Genomic DNA, 17,212 nt, shown 5'->3' with positions numbered 1-17,212 from the left:
CACTGACGCCCAATAAAAAGCACCGTCTCCCTTACTGGAACATCACGCGCAGATTAAAGCCGAAATTCGCATAGGAAGTGGCAAAAGTCTGTGAGGTATATGGACGTACGGAATTGCTGTCAAAAAATAGCCGGATATTAAACCGCTGGTTTATGACATAGTCAATGGACGGGCGGTAGGAAATGCTTTTATTCCCCGCGGACACTTCTGATTCGTTAATATCCGAGCGATATACCAGTGTTTTCAGATCGTTGATAGACACATCCAGCCGGAAGTTAAGGTCGTTGCTCATCTTGAAATTGCTGAACCACCCAAACGGCATACGGAAGCCGGTCGCGCGATAACCCATGCCCAGTACAAAAGATTCGTCGTTGAGCAGCGCCAGCTGGCTATTTTGCAGACTTAGATTCAACGTACGGCCCCTCCGGTATTCCACATTGGCAGTCAGGTCATTTTTAAAACGCGCATCCAGACCCAATAGCGGTGTAAACTGTTCGAAGATCGAGATTTGCTGAAACTGATATTCCGGCAGGAAATTACCATTGATATCCCGCTCAAACGGAAATCCGTTTACCTCCGAATAGCGGATCACCGAATTGTATCCATTAATGGAGTACCGACTATTGTAACCATGACGCAAGGTCAGTGAGGTAACGAATTCACTAAGCAGGGGTATTTTACTCAGGCCATTATAAGTAACATTCCAATTCGGAAATGGGATATTCGGAAAACTGGTTAATTTACTCCGGCGTGCATCCTTGCCGCGATAAGCCGCCAAAAAAGCGTTGACCACTACATCCTGGGAGGTGCGGTCGTAACCATCTGCAAACCCGTCTTCCGAGCCGGTTGAATTGGGATTACGCTGTCCCAACCGCTGGGAAACGGCCTGTCTGTTCCGTTCAAATGTACGGAACAGCTGTTCGTGGTCTTTAAATGCCGTACCGATGGAGAGATAGGAAATACTGTAGTTCCCGGTAGTCACCGGGGTAAGATTCCGGTAATTGTCCGTTTCGCCGGTATACTGGAAAGATGAAGTATAATTCCGGTTATTTAATTTTACCGCGGTAAGCTCAATATTAAGGTCGCGGAAAGGCTCCATCATGGCGCGCAGTGAGAAATCCTCCGTTAGCGAATTCATATAAAGCTGCGTCTGCAACGTGTCGGTAGTAATCCACCCATTGGCCGCTGCACGCATGCGGATGTCACGCTGACTGCCAAACAGGAATCCCCATCCGGGCGCATTCCGGTCAAAGTCGTACCCCAGCATATTTGTCTTTGGCAGATAACCGGGTAAAAAGGTGTTCTGTACCCGTGTATAGGCCGCGTTAATATTTTTGATACTGGTGAGCAAACCGGTAAAAAATGCTCCTGCACCCGACGCGTCCAGTCCGGTATTATTGCGGATGAAGCCAAATTTATTATACAAACCCGCCATGTTTAATGTCGGATTTACCTGAATAGTGCGTGAATTCTGGATGCTGTTTCCCATGTTGATTTCGGCGCTGTTAATGGATAACAGCGGTTCGGTCTGCCAGGCGAATTGAGCGCCGTATCGGGCATCCACATTGATCCAGTCTAAGCCGGGGATTTTGCTGATTGGCAGTGAATAGGTAATATTCAGCATGTGGTTGTAGTCCGTCGTGCGGCCCAGCCGCCAGAAATTTTCCCACAGTGTATCCCGTTTCAGGCCATACAGCCGCCCGTCGGGTTCATCTACAATGGCGTAATTTGTGGCGTTAAAATCAAGCCTTAACGACTTCGTCAGGTTCCAGCTGATGCCGTATAGCCGATTCATCGTAAAATTCTTATTATACAGCGTTCCCATGCTTGGCAGGAAATTGTCGGGCGAGTTGTCGCGGAGCGTATTTTCGTTGTATATCCGGTTTACATCAATGCGGAAATTGAGCAACGAGGGCATCAGATTGAAATTAAAATCCCGCAGCAAGCTCAGGTAATTTTTCTTAAAGCTGTTTTTTAAAGGTTCAATAAAGTGTTCGCCGCTGGCACTGAATGTGTAATCCAGTGCTGCACGGTAATTTTTCTGCAACGCAATTTCGGTTAAATAATCGCGGTGATAATACTGCGAATAGGCGTACGTGGCACTGAAGTTCTCAATATCCCAGGGGCGGACCGGCTTCTCAATATCCGTACGGATTTTGCGGACATTGGTGAGGTTAAAACTTTTGCGGGTGGTGTAATCCTGGGTTACCCGCAGGAGCGAATCGCGGCTGTTGCGTGATAAATTGGCCAGCGCACTGTTCATCTCAATATCCGGCATCAGCGGATTGTATTCAGGTGTGCTCACCTGATTCGTGTAGCTAAAGAACAACGGAATACGCAGGCCATAATCCGTCGGAAAGAATTTGCCCAGCTCCGCGTTGGTCACAATATCGAAATAGCGGTCCTCGCTGCGGCTGCGCTCGCCGATACGCTGGTCTATCGAGCCAAAGCCGATGGTGCTTTTGCTGCCCGAAACGGTAATGTTCGCAAAGTCGGCTAGCTTCGCATTCATCCTTGCCGTAACTGCCCAGCCACCTTTGTCATCGAAATCGCTCAGGCGCAATTCGTTAAACCAAAAGACGCCGGATTTATCCAGGCCGTCGTCGCCGGGAATACTTACCTCGCTGCCGCGAAGGGGATTCATTACGCCAAGCATGTAAAACCGCACCTTGCTGATATCGGGCTGCCCCATCACGATTACCCGATTCTGGCCATCAAAATAGGTAAAGGGTTCATCAATCGGCCAGGGCTGCCCATTAAGCGTCGCTTTATTCCGTGCCTCCTTAGCTTCCTGGAAAATACGGATACGGACATTCATCCGGTTTTCCTGGGGCCATATGGTTTCCGGGTCTGCCGTGCCGGGCTGTGTGATTTTCAGGGGCATGTCATACTGGTAGTAGTTATACTGATCATCGGTACCTACCCTTATGAACGCACGGAAATCCCCATCCTTTAAGTACATCCCTTCAGCATGGATAAACATTTCCAGGCGGCCATAGGCCCTGAAATCGTTGGTTGCCGTGCGGTATGCGGCGCGTCCGTACCCGTCGCGTAGGTTTTTTACATCCAACGACAGGGATTGCTCATTGAGCCTCACATTGGTGTTCAGGTTCCCCCAGTCCATTTGGCGCTCAATACCCGGCGGAACCACGTATGGTATCGGCTGACGGTTGCCATTCTGCTCAATATTGACCGCCGCCACTTCAATGGTGGACTGATCCAGGCTCACGTTGCCCATGCTGGGATCAACGATCACCTTGGCGGTATTATTTTCCGCATTGTACCGGCGCCATTCGCCACGGGCGAGCTGTACCTGTGCCAGCCGGACAACGGCCGTATCGGCAAAATCAGTCATAAACATCCGGATGAAACGGATGGACTTAAAATCGCGGATATCACCGATGCGCTCTTTATACTGTGCGAGCGGAATACGGAACTGGTACCATTTGACCTGTTCCTTTGTGCCATTGGGCAGTGAAACTTCCGCAACGTGCATATCGGAGATATAGTTTTCACCAACTACCATGTCCTGCGGCCGGAGCGACACTTTATACTGGTAGTATTCTTCCGCCTCGTTCATGTTATTATCCCGGTTGATGTCTTCCCCATCCGGAAGGAGGGTGGAAGCCGATGTCTCCACGCCGAACTCGTTCTGCGATTGTTCGGGGGTGCGTGCATTACCTTCCGGACCATTGAAACGTTCGTACCGTTTCAGGATACCTGCATTCTGGTTGTCCAGGTCCGGCCCGCGGAAATAACGGAAGTTGTCACCCGAGGGGTCATCCATCAGCTCCTGGGCAGCATTGGAGTTGAGCAGGGCCTGTGTCTGGGTGAGGAAACTGGCGTGAAAACCCCGTTCGTCGCTGTCGTTTAACCCGTCCAGTCCAATATCCTGCCGTGCCCGTGCTGCCGGGTCGTTATCAAATGCCTGGATTACGGGCTGCTGCCGGGGTACCCTTCCCCAGTTCGTTTCATCAATCTGCGAGAGGTCGCCGGAGGGTGACATGCCGTTTTCCATTGCCTTCCGACCATCCTTCAGGATGTCTTCGGAGATATTACCCAGATTGAAGTACAGGTCCCCGCCCGGTGAGCCGGGGTTAGTGGCAAATGGATCCATCATCCACAGTTCGATGAATTCTATGTTCTGCGCTTCGAAATCAGGGGCATCGATTTTCCGGAACATACCGCCCCACCTGCGGCGGGGATTGGTAAGTGTCCCGTCGGGATTAACACCGGTTGTGGTGTAGTTATACGGTCCGCGGATGGTCGGGTAAAACGCCAGGTCAAGCGTCGACAGGAACAACGGCAATCCGGTAGTGGACTCACGGTATGGGAATACTTCCTGCTCCAGTACTTCACGAACCCGGTGACTGGATAATTCCGTATGGTTGATGTTACTTGGCGTAAGGTTGATGTTTCGGTAAAATATCGGATCAATATTATAAAAGGCCAACCGTGCCCGATTGAATCCGTAAGGCAGCGAGTCGATCAGCTGAGATTCTGGGAATAATTGTGGTGTACCCGACAACTGCCAGTTATATGCTCCTTTAAGATCGATAAACGAGCGGCTATTTTCGAAATCATCGACATAGGTTATCCCGCTCCGCGTGCCGGCAAAGTTCAGCGCCCGCGGATGACCGGGCAGCAGCTGGGCAAACTCACCATAAAAGGAGATTGATGATTCCTCCCGGGTGTCAATAAAGGGGATTTTATCGACAAGCCTCGTTAACCACCGCGATGGTGAATTATACGTCATGTCCAGTCCCCACATCGTATTTGATATGGGTTCCTCTCCGATGTTTACCTTTTGCGTTAGTGGCCGTTCTGTCAGGTTCATGATGGTACCGCCCAGCTGTAATTTATCATTTACCAGGTAGTCGAGCCGCCCGCCCAACATGGTGCGTTGCTGCAGTCCGAATAACTCATTGTTCTCCATTTTTATGCGGATGGGTTGTCCGGATTGCAGCAGTGCCTGGTTGAGAATCCGTACACGGCCGATATCGTAATCGACCATGAAATCGACGCCTTCCTGGAGCGGTGCCGGGCCGGCGAATACCTGTACTGAGCCCCGTGGAACGTTAATCGCACCCAGCTGGAACTCGGTGCCTACTTCCGATTCATAAGTGCCTTTAATAAGGTATCGATTCTTATTGGGAAACAACTGCTGTGCGATCACTTTGGTTGAGTCGTACAACGCCTGGTAAGCATATTTGTCAATTAACGCCTGTTCGGCCCCGGGCACAAACTGCCTGGCCAGGTCACTGCCGAACGGTTCGACAACGGGGAACATGACGCGCCCCCGTTCCGGATCAATGGTCAACCCCGGCAGAAAGTCAAAGAACCCATCGGGCTGCTGTGCATTTTGCGGATTGAGCCGGTCGAGTCCCGTTAACTGTATCCAGAGTTTATTCTGCGTGTTTTGTCCCTCATACATGGCCGGGCGCTCCACACCGCTCTCATCTTCAATCCGGAAAATATTGAACTTAAAGTTAAGCTGTCCTACCCCATAGGCTCCGATCGAGTAGATGTTCTTCATCATCAGGTCCCAGGTGGGTAAATTGGTTTTCAGGATTTCATTTTTCAGCAGCTTGGCATACAGCATCTGCGGTTGCGAGGGAGTCACTGGAATATCCGTGGAGAATTCCCCCACCTGGTACTCCCGTCCATTGGCGGTGTAGCGATAAGCTACTGCCAGTATCTGGTCGCCGTTCAGGGGCATGTTCAACGAAATAAAACCCAAGCGTCGGTTCACCGTATATTCCGTCCCTTCGTTCAGCTTGCGCGCATAAGTCAGCTTGGCATAGTTGTCATTGCCGCCCGTGCCCTGGAAAAAGGCCTGTACACCGTTGGATTGCGTATAACGTGCATCCGGGGGGAGCAGCGTCAGCAGGTTGTTGGATACCTGCGTGGCCAGTTCGCCCGGTATACCTGTCGACGGGTATCGGGAACTGCCGCGGCTGATTAGCGAATTGTATGGCGTGTATTCACCCAGGTCCATTAACGCCAGCACGTCCCGTGAATCATTAACCGAATTGCTGCGGTTGCTGATCCACACTTCAATCTGCGTAATGTTGATGTCGGTCGTGATCAGCGGTGCCAACGCCATGGCACGGTTGAAATTGTCGCGAAAATACTGGGATAGAAAGTAGTGCTGATTATCTTCGTACTCATCAGCCTTCAATGCAAACTCACTCTCCTGAGCGCCATTTTTAATTGTAATTTCCCGTTGTTGCGAACGTTGCTGCGAGAAAATTCCGGTTACGTTCAACCGCCCGAACTGCAATTGGGTTTTGAGGCCGAATAATGCCTGCGTACCACTGATTAATGTGGTGTTAAGGGGCATGCTGACATTCCCCAGTTCGATGCGTTGAATGATGTCGTCATCTTTGCCCGTATAGTCCAACCGGATCTGGTTTTCAAAATCAAACTGCGCCTCGGTATTGTAATTGGTGGTAATCTTCAGCCGGTCGCCGATCTGGCCGGTCAGGTTCATCTGGATACGCTGATCGAAATCGAAACCCCATTGCCTGCGCTGACGCTCGTTGAACATCGGGTTCGCGTTCTTGTTACGCTGTGCCATAATACTGATGTCCGCGCTGCCCCGGGGGATGATATCGATGGTGTTTCCGCCGAAAATCCGTTCAAATGCCTCACTTTGTACATAAATGGTAGGAATCAGCCGTTCCTGCCGTGCAGTGGTAAGTTGCCGGTCCGATAATTCACGCCAGTAATTCTGTTTAAGCAGTCGCTGCTCGTATTCCTGATACTCGTCAATGGTAAGATACTGCGGCGGCCGATACAGCCGGCTCCCTAATTTTTCGCGGATAATGTATTGCCGGGTAATCGGGTCAAAAACAACTTCCCGGTCAATATTTGAGGGATTGCCCAGGCGGAAGCCGCCCCGCTTTGGATAAAGGTTCAGAAAGGGGAGGTCGTCAAATGGATACTTTAGTTTAATACTGTCCCGGCTGGTAGAGTCCACAACAGTTTGGCCCGAGCTATGCACAGCAATAGCCAGCAATGACAGCAATAACAGCAGGCCGCGGAACGGCAGTTTTCTTTTCAATTGGTACAAGGTAGATGTAAAATTGGTATCAGTTAGTGTTCCATTCTATCATAATTTCTTCAAGGCCTCTTTAATAAGCGCTTCCACCGTTAACGTAGGCTGTTGCTGCACAATGCCGGCGAGTGTCTTCTCCGCCTGTGGCCGGGCAAACCCAAGCATAACCAGCGCACTTAATGCTTCTTCAGGAATACTTTGGGGTCTATGGACAGCAATCAGCGTATCCCCGCCCTGTTTCTTCAGTTTGTCCTGTAATTCAAGCACCATCCGCTGGGCTGTTTTTGGTCCGATGCCCTTGATTCGTTGAATTAGGGGCACATTCCCGTTAATGATCGCTGATTGGATCTCATCCGGCGTGATGGAGGAAAGGATCATCCTTCCGGTACCCGGCCCGATCCCGGATACGGAAATCAGGTGTTCAAACAGGCGGCGTTCGCCTTCTTCGGCAAACCCGTAAAGGGTATGTGCATCTTCGCGGACCTGGAAGCTGATATACAGCTTGCATTGTTCGGCATCCTTGATCTGTGCAAAGGTATGCAGTGATATGTGTATATGGTAGCCGACGCCACCAACATCCAGGACTACGTAGGTTGGTGCTTTAAAAGCCAGTTTTCCACTTAGGTATTCATACATGGCAGCCCGGGTCGTTAACGTGAATTAGTTTCTCTTGATTGTACATCCACTACGGCAATGGTCACCATGTTTACAATTTCACGAACTGAACTGTCGAGCTGCAATACATGCACCGGTTTATTCATGCCGAGCAGAATCGGTCCTACAGCCTCTGCGTTGCCAATTTCCTGAAGGAGTTTATAGGCGATGTTACCCGATTCCAGGTTAGGGAATACAAGCGTATTCGCCGGGCTTCCGTTCAGTGTGCTGAATGGAAAATTGGCAGCAAGCAGGTCGGCATTCACAGCAAAGTTAGCCTGCATCTCTCCGTCCACTAAAATATCCGGATGTTTTTCCCGGAGTATTTTTGCTGCATCACGGACTTTAAAAGGAACTTCCCCGTCATTGGAACCGAAGTTCGAATAGGAGAGTAAGGCGATACGGGGTGCAATATTCATTTTTTTGACCGCCTCATTCAACAACAAGGTGATGTCTACCAGCTCCTCGGCTGTTGGATTTGCATTGATGGTTGTGTCGCCGAAAAATACCGGCCCTTTTGGCGTGAGCATCATGTACATCCCCGCCAGTTTACTGCCCGGCCGTGTACCGATGACGTGCAGCGCCGGCCGGATGGTCGTCGCGTAATTCTTCGTCAGGCCGGAGATCAGCGTGTCTGCCTCGTCAAACTGAACCATACAGGCCCCGAAATAATTCCGGTCGAGCATTAGTTTACGGGCGTCCAATAAAGAAACGCCACGGCGCTGCCGCTTGGCGTACAGGTAATCCACGTATTGCTGGAACCGTTCGGTTGTCACTTCCTCCAATGGATCAATAATCTGTACATCATCCAGGTCCAGCAGGTTGTCTGCGATCAGCCGCCCGATTTTCTGTTTGTTTCCCAGCAGGATGGGAATGGCAATGCCATCCTCTTTAACAATCTGCGCGGCACGTAGGGTCTTGTAATTATCAGCCTCCGCAAACACAACCCGTTTGGGGTTTCGCTTGGCGGCATCGCTGAGGTTGCGCATTAAGCGGTCGTCCAGCCCGAGCCGCTGGCGCAGTTCCTCGGTGTATTTATCCCAGTCAGTAATGGTCGTCCGCGCGACACCTGATGCGATCGCCGCTTTTGCCACAGCGGGAGCAACTTCCGTAATCAACCGGGGATCCGTGGGCTTGGGAATGATGTATTCCGGGCCGAATTTCAGGTTATTGGTGTTATACGCCTGGTTTACGGATTCGGGTACCGGTTGTTTAGCCAATGCGGCAATGGCCTTTACCGCCGCGATTTTCATTTCTTCATTAATAGCCGTAGCCCGGACGTCAAGCGCACCGCGGAAAATATAGGGGAACCCCAGCACATTGTTTACCTGGTTAGGGTAATCGGAGCGCCCGGTAGCCATGATTACATCCTTACGGGTCTTTACCGCCAGGGGATAGGAAATTTCCGGGTCGGGGTTTGCCATGGCAAAAACAATCGGATTTTTGGCCATGCTTTTCAGCATTTCGGAAGAAACGACGTCAGCAACGGAGAGGCCGATAAAGACATCCGCACCTTTTAACGCTTCTTCCAGCGTGTCAACCGATTGGTCGGTAGCAAATTCCGCTTTCGTATTATTCAGGTCGGTGCGGCTTTTCCGGATGCACCCCTTACTGTCGAGCATGATGATGTTTTCTTTCTGTGCACCAAGCGCAATATACATGCGTGTACAGGAAATGGCGGCTGCACCGGCGCCGTTTACCACGATCTTTACCTTTTCGATCTTCTTTTTCTGCATGGCACAGGCATTGATCAGGGCGGCCCCTGAAATGATGGCAGTCCCATGCTGGTCGTCGTGCATAACCGGGATGTTGATTTCCTCCTTCAACCTCCGCTCAATTTCGAAACATTCCGGGGCTTTGATGTCTTCCAGGTTAATGCCTCCGAAGGTGGGCTCCAGGCATTTCACGGTGCGCACGAATTCGTCGACATCTTTGGTGTTTAGTTCAATGTCAAACACGTCGATGTCGGCAAAGATCTTAAAGAGCAGTCCTTTGCCTTCCATAACCGGTTTCCCGGCTTCGGGGCCGATATCCCCGAGCCCAAGCACCGCCGTGCCGTTGCTGATCACGGCAACCAGGTTGCCCTTGGCCGTGTACTTATATACGTCGTCTTTATTCTCGGCTATCTTTAGGCAGGGTTCGGCTACCCCGGGGGAGTAAGCCAGGGAAAGGTCACGTTGCGACTGGGTCGGTTTGGTTGGTATCACCGCAATTTTCCCGGGTCTGCCCATTGCGTGATAATTCAGCGCATCCTGCTTACGATTTGTTTTGTTCATGGTAACTGTGTTGGCTAATAGCAAATCATTGCAAAGTTATGATTCTTTTCTGATTGGTAAACAGCTGTTTGGTATTGTCATGTGTCTCCATCGAGGTCCCTTTTCCCCGACTAAAATGGGTCATTTCAACGTATTTAGCAATTGGAACATGCGCTGACGCATCGGCTGCGCAGGCCCCTGATAATTGTTTACCAGCAGGGAAAATACCAGCGGCGTGCCGTCAGGCGCAGTCTGATAACCGGTATAGCCCAGTACACCGCCTATGGTACCGCTTTTCATCTTCATTCCATTATATGTTGGCAAGCTTTCGTAAAAACTCCCGAACCAGGGTGCGGTGCGGATCGAGGTGAGAATACGTGCCATCGCATGTGTGGTAATCCGGTTCTCCGGTGAAAGCCCGCTACCATCCATAAGCTTCAGTTCACCCGGAGCAATAGCTAGTTTATTGGTCCAGAAATCCCGGAGCATCTCCGCCCCGTCACGGGTGTCGGTCTTGCCTTCTTCCTGGTATACCATGGTTTTCAGGAAAGCCTCGCCATACAGGTTAATGCTTTTTTGGTTAAACCAGTAAATCAATTCGCGTAATGCGGGCGAACGGTAATTTTCCAGCACCTTACCCGGCTGCGGGATCTCACTGCCCGCCAGTTTCAGCAGGTGAAACGTTGTGGGTGCACTGGTCTGGTCAATCCCTGCGTTAGCCAATGCCGTGTGCAGCTGGTACGCGGCGTCATAAGCCCCGTCCGGCAACGACAGATAGACGGTTTTCCGGAGATCGATGCCATAGGTTCCCCGAAGGTAAATGCGCGAGGCATAGGGTGCGGAAAAAGCATATACACGATCGCCTGTACCACGATCGCCGGTGGTCGTTTCATTAACCAGCTGCAGGTAAGAGATATCAGCTGTCGTACTCACGATGGAGGTAGGTGCATTCACGGTGCCGCCTGCGCGGAAATTAACGCCCACCGCATTCTCCCGCCAGTTCAGGGCCGATACGCCCGCACCGTAGTAATTGCCCATGTCCTGCCAGGTCCATCCGCCCGGTGCCGTGTGGCCGTTATAGCGGGAGTCGTCTACAATTACCGCGCCCTCAATGTGCCTGATTCCCGCCTGCTGTATTGCCTTTACCCAGCCCGAAAGCACGGTTTGGTCCGAAGTCTGAGGGAACCGGTCGCTGCCCAGCGACGGGTCGCCGCTGCCGCGGATAATAATATCCCCCTTTAGGTTTCCCTGCGGGTCAATTTCGCCGCTGTAAGCCAGTGTGGTTTCATAGGTATAATCGGTGCCGAGCAGGTAATACGCAGCGGCCGAGGTAAGCGTTTTTAGCGTGGAAGCCGGGGCGAGGCCAACCTTTTCATTGGCCGAAAACACCACTTGGTTTGTCTTGGCGTTGATCACCGTCAGCGAAGCGGTGCCGTATGCCAGGCTTTCATGCGATGCAAATTGGTGGAAAGCAGTGGTGATTTTCTGCGATAGGGACTGGGCAAGGGTAATGGATGTGAAACATACGGCAATACTGGCAAGTAGTAACTGTCTTATTTGGAACATCGCGTTGGTAAATACGTAGCTAATGAAATATTCTGGTTTTGTATCAGCTAAGTTAGCCAAAAAAAATAAGAACGGAAGGACAATGTTATTCCTCGTCGTCAATCAGGTTGCTGTCAATCTGCTTGCTTGCGCGGGCTCCCAGCTTCTTTAGCTTTTCTACCTTTTTAATGACGTTCCCGGGCCCGCTGCCTAATTTCTTGGTAGCATCTTCGTGTGAACGCACCGCCCGGTTCAATTGCTCTCCCACGCGATCCATATCCTGCAGAAAGCCCACGAACTTATCGTAAAGCGCACCGGCTTCTTTTGCAATCTCCAGCACGTTGCGTGTTTGCCGCTCCTGTTTCCACATGCTGGCGATCGTCCGCAGGGTGGCCAACAGGGTAGATGGGCTTACAATTACCACCCTCCGGTCCCACGCGTCACTGAAAAGATCCGCTTTATACGTAATGGACATGCTGAATGCCGATTCGATGGGCATAAAAAGCAATACAAAATCCGGTGAGTTGATCTGGTACAGGTCGTGATAATTTTTTGCCGAAAGGCCCTTCACGTGATTTTCTATCGACAGGATGTGTTGCTTGGCAAATGCCTCCCGGTCTTCGTCGGTGTCGGCGTTCACCCAACGCTCATAGGCAACTAGCGACACTTTGGAATCGACCACCAGGTGCTTCTCGTCAGGTAGGTCAATGATGGCGTCGGGTTGCAGGCGCTTGCCCTCTTCATCGATCAGCGACGCCTGCAGGCGGTATTCCCGGTCTTTGACTAACCCCGAACGCTCCAGTACCCGTTCCAGGATCACTTCCCCCCAATTGCCCTGTTTTTTGCTGTCGCCCCGGAGCGCACGCGTCAGGTTATTGGCCTCATCCTTAATACGCAGGCTTTGTTCCATCAATTGCTGCACCACGCCTTTCAGGGTATTCCGTTCGCTGGCCTCGGTTTGATAGGTTTTTTCTACTTTCTCTTCAAACGTCTTTATTTTTTCCTTGAGCGGATTCAGGATCTGGTCAAGGGACTTGCTGTTGGTCTCCGTAAATTTTTGCGTCTTCTCTTCCAGGATTTTACTGGCAATAACCTGAAACTCGGTGTTGAATTGCTGTTTAATGGTTTCAATTTCGGCTTTCTGCTCTTTTAGCTTCTCCTGTTGCGAGGTATAGTACGCCCGGGCGTTTTCAAGCGCTTTTTCTGCGTCGGCCAACCGCGCGCGTTCCTGCTGCAGCTCATTGATGAGCCGTTGCTGCTCTTCCCGGAGCAGGACCGTGATCCGCTCTTTTTCGGCAGCCAGGCTTTCCGCCTGTTGTTCCGCACGGGCCAGCTGAACCACCAGCACCTCTTTTTCCTGTTGCAATGCCGTCAATTCCGACGCCCCGGTATACCGGGGGCGTTTGATCAGTAACACAACGGCAACGATCAGGATAATGAGGGCAACGGCAATCAGGTAAATCTCCATGGTAAATAACTATTCGTCAAATTAATTTTTGGTGGGTCTTCCACCAAAGGTCAGGCATTTCGCCGCCAACGGCTAACTGATAGTCTTCATAGCGGCAGGGCACCAGGTGGTACCGTTCGTTAACGGATTTGACTCCCGAATAGGGCACCTGCATCCACCACCGGTCTGACTTCTTGCTCTTCACAAATACCAGTTCATAGCTGGCGTCGTCATCCAGGGTGGTACGGTAGGTGATGTAAGCGGATTTCGGTACCAGTGGCACATCGTGCTTCCGGTGATAGAATCCGTCGATAAAATACCAGATCATCTGCGAAACCAGCATTCCGGTCTGCCTGCTCCGGTCGAGTCGCGGATTGCACTCGTAGAAGCCAATGGATGTGAGCTTGTCGCTCATGCCAGCGTACCGGCAGATCTGACAGGCCTCATCGCCGAACAGGCCGTTAACCGTTGCCCGGGCATTGCCCGGTGCATCCGAAAACCGTACGGCCCCGATGTCAAAACTCAGCATATCCGCTGCCCGGACAATGGGTTCCACCTGGTCGGCTTTGCCTGCAATGAGGCCGAGCCGCATCGCATTAAAGTACAGCTTGTCGTACATGGCTATGGACTCCTGGCTCACAAAATACGTCTGATAGGCCAGGTTACTCAAATTAAACAAGTAATCCGGCTGGTGCAGGATGATGTGGTTCAGGTAAGTCAGCGAATTCAGCGGCGCGTTTTCGGTATTTTCCTGATCCAGATCGAATCGTGAATCCACCAGCGCAACTTCCACCTTCTGCTCCAGTTTTTCATAAGCGAGGTATTGCGCATAAGTAATGTCCTGTCCGCCGCCGATGATCACCGGAATGATATTCGATTTGATCAGCTCGGCACAGACGGTCTTTACGGCCGCATAGGTGTCCGTTACCGTTTCTCCTGCCAAAATATTCCCCAGGTCGGCCATCCGGAGCTTATAATCGCCCTGGTACAGCTGATAAAGGTGCTCCCGTACAGCGTCCGGAGCCTGTGCACAGCCATCGTTGCCGATCGCCATCCGGTCGTCCAGCACCCCAAATAGTGCGAGGTCCGGCTTGTCTTCGGTAAGGTCGGGAAATTCGCGGTCATAGGCGCGGATTATTTTTCCGATTTGCGAATTCAAATAGCCGTTTTCGGGAGCCAGGTTATCGGGTGAAACGGGAGCAAAAAAATCAGATAAGGACATCGTATTTCCGTGTTGTAGGTCAAAACGCCAAAAAAATTAGAATCATGGCCTGATATTCCACAAATATCCATTTATTACCTTACTTTTGGAAGCATTATTTTACCAAGGGTTTATCGACAGTGGTTTTAGTAACAGGAGGAACAGGCTTTCTCGGTTCGGCATTAATTCAGCAGCTCATCGACTCGGGGGTTCATGTGCGCGCGACAAAACGCGATTCTTCCCAAATTCCAGTATCCCTGGAAAATCAACCGCAGCTGCAATGGGTTACGGCTGATATCAATGATTTTTTTGCGTTGGAAGAAGCATTTGAAGGGATTACCGAGGTTTATCACTGCGCGGCTTTTATTTCCTTTCATCCGGCGGATCGCCATCGGCTGCGAAAAATCAATGTCGAGGGGACAGCCCATGTCGTGACACTTGCACTCGAACACGGCGCACGGCTGTTGCACGTAAGTTCGGTGGCTGCATTGGGCAAGTCCAAATCCGGTGCGGCGGTTACGGAAAAAGACCTTTGGGAATACAACAACGGTAAATCGGGCTATTCCATCGCGAAATATGAAGCAGAGCAGGAAGTCTGGCGGGGCATTGCGGAAGGGCTGGATGCCGTCATTGTCAATCCCGCACTGATTATTGGCGCCACCGCCCGGGCGGGCGGGAACGGAACAACCGGGACACTTTTCGCCAACCTGCAAAACGGCCTGAATTTTTATGCGACGGGTAATGTCGGACTTATTGACGTTCAGGATGTGGCGAAGGCAATGATCCTCCTGATGGAAAACAGGGCCATCCGCGGTGAGCGTTTTTTGTTAAGCAACGTCAACATGTCCAACAGGGAACTGCTGGCAAGGTGCAGCACCTACCTTGGCCGGCCGGCCCCGCGCTTTAAGGCGACCCCGTTTGTGCTGAGCCTGGCCTGGCGGATGGCGCATGGGTTGGCCTGGTTTACCGGCAAACGGCCATCGCTCACCCGCGAGGTTGCCCGGTCGGCCAGCCGGATCCGGCAGTTTTCCAATGAAAAGGTTCGTCGGGCGACCGGCATTACGTTCCGTCCCATCGACGATACCCTGCGCGAAATCTGTACCGCATTATCAACAAAACAATAACATACATAAATAACGGATGAACTATTACATCATCGATTTCGATAGCACCTTTACACAGGTGGAAGCGTTAGACGAATTGGCCCGGATTTCATTGGCTAAACACCCGGCCAGGGAACTGATCTATGAGGAAATAGAGCGGTTGACAAATCTCGCCATGAATGGCCAGCTGTCTTTCCGCGACAGCCTCGCCGGCAGGATCAGGTTACTGGAGGCCAACCGCGACCACCTTAAGAAACTGGTGTCGGTATTGAAGAAAAAGGTGTCTCCGTCGTTTCTCCGCAACCGCGAGTTCTTTAAAAAACACAGCGAAAGCGCACTCATCGTGTCCGGCGGCTTTAAGGAGTTTATTATTCCCGTCGTATCGCCGTACCATATCCAGCAGGAAAATGTATATGCCAATACCTTTACATTTGACGAGGAGGGAAACATCACCGGCTACGACGAAAACAATCCGCTTTCGGAAGAGGGCGGCAAGGTGAAGCTATTGAAACAGCTGCAGCTGCCCGGTAAAATTTACGGTATCGGTGATGGTTATTCGGACTTTCAGCTAAAGGAATCCGGATTAATTGAACGTTTCTTTGCATTTACCGAAAATATCGAGCGTAAAAGCGTGTCGGAAAAGGCCGACCACATTACACCAAGTTTTGACGAATTCCTGTATGTCAATGACCTGCCCAGGGCGATTTCTTATCCCAAGAACCGGATTCTGTGCCTGATTGTGGGGAATGTCCCCGAAATTGCGGCTCACATCCTCAAACGGGATGGCTTCTCTATCCGTGTCAAGGAAACATTTGAAGAAAAATATGTGAAAGACGTCGGGATGCTGCTATTGGGAAGTAACGTGAAACTGAGCGACGACCAGTTGACACGCGCGGATAAGCTGAAAACACTGGGCTACCTGGGCGATAGCAAAGATCAGGTAAACCGGGAAATCTGCAATGAAAAGGGGATTGTGCTATTCGATGATAAAAAAGCGAAAAAACGAAACAGTGAATTTATCCCCCGGCGCATGGCCGATTTTATCAATAGGGGAGATACCTATATGAGCCGTAATTTTCCAAACCTGCAGCTGCCAAAAGTGGAAAAAGCCCACCGCTTGCTTCACATTCATCAGAATGTACCCGGCGTCATGGCGCAGATCAATCAGCTGTTTGCGGAAAATCAGATTAATATCATCGCCCAGTTTCTGATGACCAAGGGCGATATCGGTTATGCGGTAACCGATGTCGACACGGCATACGACCGGAAGTTACTTAAACAGCTGCGGCAGATTGACCACACCATCAAGTTCCGGATACTGTATTAGCAGTGTCCGGTCCGCTGAATGCCCACCGTCCGGTGGGGGTAATGCAATGGGAGAGCGGAATGTCGTGGGTATGCAGGTCACTGATCGCATCCACCGGGTCGAACAGTGATAATCCGATGCGGAGCGCATCCGGCCGGCAGGTATCCAGGAAACGATCGTAAAACCCCTTTCCATAACCCACCCGGTTTCCATTTTTGTCAAAAGCGAGCAGGGGTATAAACAACGCATCAATAGTGTCCGCAGGAATGGACACCCCCTGTTCCGGCTCGGGAATTTTCCAGCGGTTCTCCTTTAGCGGCGCCCGGCGATCCCAGATGACCGGCGTCATCGCCTGCATATCCTTCCCGTGCTGCGTAGTGGCCAGCCGGATGCCCGGATACCGTTCCAGCAGCCAATCCGCAATGGCAAATGTGTCGGGTTCGTGATTCCCCTTAATGGGTAAAAATAGGTGTATCGTGCGGATACCCACCATGTCGAATTGCTTAACCTGCTCCAGGAGCGATTCGTTTAACCGGTTGAGTTCATCGGCAGAAAGCCGGATCCGCTTTTCCCGGTAGGCTTGACGTAAAGCATGTTTGGTCTGGTCCATATTCCCGTTGTCCGGTGCGAATATACCGAAT

9 protein-coding genes are annotated in these 17,212 nt (G+C 51.3%); 2 read left to right on the top strand and 7 right to left on the bottom strand.

The annotated features are described in order from the left end of the window. Positions 1 to 31 precede the first annotated feature (31 nt). The 6 genes from sov to NEV57_RS05930 form a co-directional block, all read right to left on the bottom strand. Complete coding sequence (gene sov / locus NEV57_RS05955; RefSeq protein ID WP_257657384.1) at positions 32 to 7,066, bottom strand: T9SS outer membrane translocon Sov/SprA; 7,035 nt, start codon at positions 7,064 to 7,066, stop codon at positions 32 to 34. A gap of 48 nt (positions 7,067 to 7,114) precedes the next feature. Further along, complete coding sequence (gene ruvA / locus NEV57_RS05950) at positions 7,115 to 7,696, bottom strand: Holliday junction branch migration protein RuvA (RefSeq protein WP_257657383.1); 582 nt, start codon at positions 7,694 to 7,696, stop codon at positions 7,115 to 7,117. Between the two features lie 14 nt (positions 7,697 to 7,710). Then, positions 7,711 to 9,990: an NADP-dependent malic enzyme gene (locus NEV57_RS05945; protein ID WP_257657382.1), complete on the bottom strand. Its 2,280-nt coding sequence runs from the start codon at positions 9,988 to 9,990 to the stop codon at positions 7,711 to 7,713. Between the two features lie 120 nt (positions 9,991 to 10,110). Continuing rightward, positions 10,111 to 11,535, bottom strand: coding sequence for a D-alanyl-D-alanine carboxypeptidase/D-alanyl-D-alanine endopeptidase (gene dacB, locus NEV57_RS05940; protein WP_257657381.1), 1,425 nt, complete (start codon positions 11,533 to 11,535; stop codon positions 10,111 to 10,113). An 85-nt stretch (positions 11,536 to 11,620) separates the two neighbouring features. Further along, positions 11,621 to 12,982, bottom strand: coding sequence for a DNA recombination protein RmuC (locus tag NEV57_RS05935; RefSeq protein ID WP_257657380.1), 1,362 nt, complete (start codon positions 12,980 to 12,982; stop codon positions 11,621 to 11,623). Positions 12,983 to 12,998: 16 nt separating this feature from the next. Then, complete coding sequence (locus NEV57_RS05930; protein ID WP_257657379.1) at positions 12,999 to 14,183, bottom strand: formimidoylglutamase; 1,185 nt, start codon at positions 14,181 to 14,183, stop codon at positions 12,999 to 13,001. Between the two features lie 119 nt (positions 14,184 to 14,302). Between NEV57_RS05930 and NEV57_RS05925 the strand changes: the two genes are divergently transcribed. Together NEV57_RS05925 and NEV57_RS05920 are read left to right on the top strand one after the other, a co-directional pair. Then, entirely contained in the window at positions 14,303 to 15,286 is a 984-nt protein-coding gene (locus NEV57_RS05925) for an NAD-dependent epimerase/dehydratase family protein (protein ID WP_257657378.1), read from the top strand. Between the two features lie 16 nt (positions 15,287 to 15,302). Beyond that, positions 15,303 to 16,592, top strand: a complete 1,290-nt coding sequence (locus NEV57_RS05920; RefSeq protein WP_257657377.1) for an HAD-IB family phosphatase — start codon at positions 15,303 to 15,305, stop codon at positions 16,590 to 16,592. Here the strand turns inward: NEV57_RS05920 and NEV57_RS05915 are convergent. Continuing rightward, positions 16,570 to 17,181, bottom strand: a complete 612-nt coding sequence (locus NEV57_RS05915; RefSeq protein WP_257657376.1) for a 5-formyltetrahydrofolate cyclo-ligase — start codon at positions 17,179 to 17,181, stop codon at positions 16,570 to 16,572. The two genes, NEV57_RS05920 and NEV57_RS05915, sit on opposite strands and share 23 nt — an antisense overlap. Between the last annotated feature and the right edge of the window lie 31 nt (positions 17,182 to 17,212).

It is taken from the genome of Parapedobacter lycopersici (genome assembly GCF_024643285.1).
Classification (GTDB): domain Bacteria; phylum Bacteroidota; class Bacteroidia; order Sphingobacteriales; family Sphingobacteriaceae; genus Parapedobacter; species Parapedobacter lycopersici.
The sequence above is the reverse complement of the archived record's forward strand: the minus strand, read 5'-3'. Positions and strand labels throughout refer to the sequence as shown.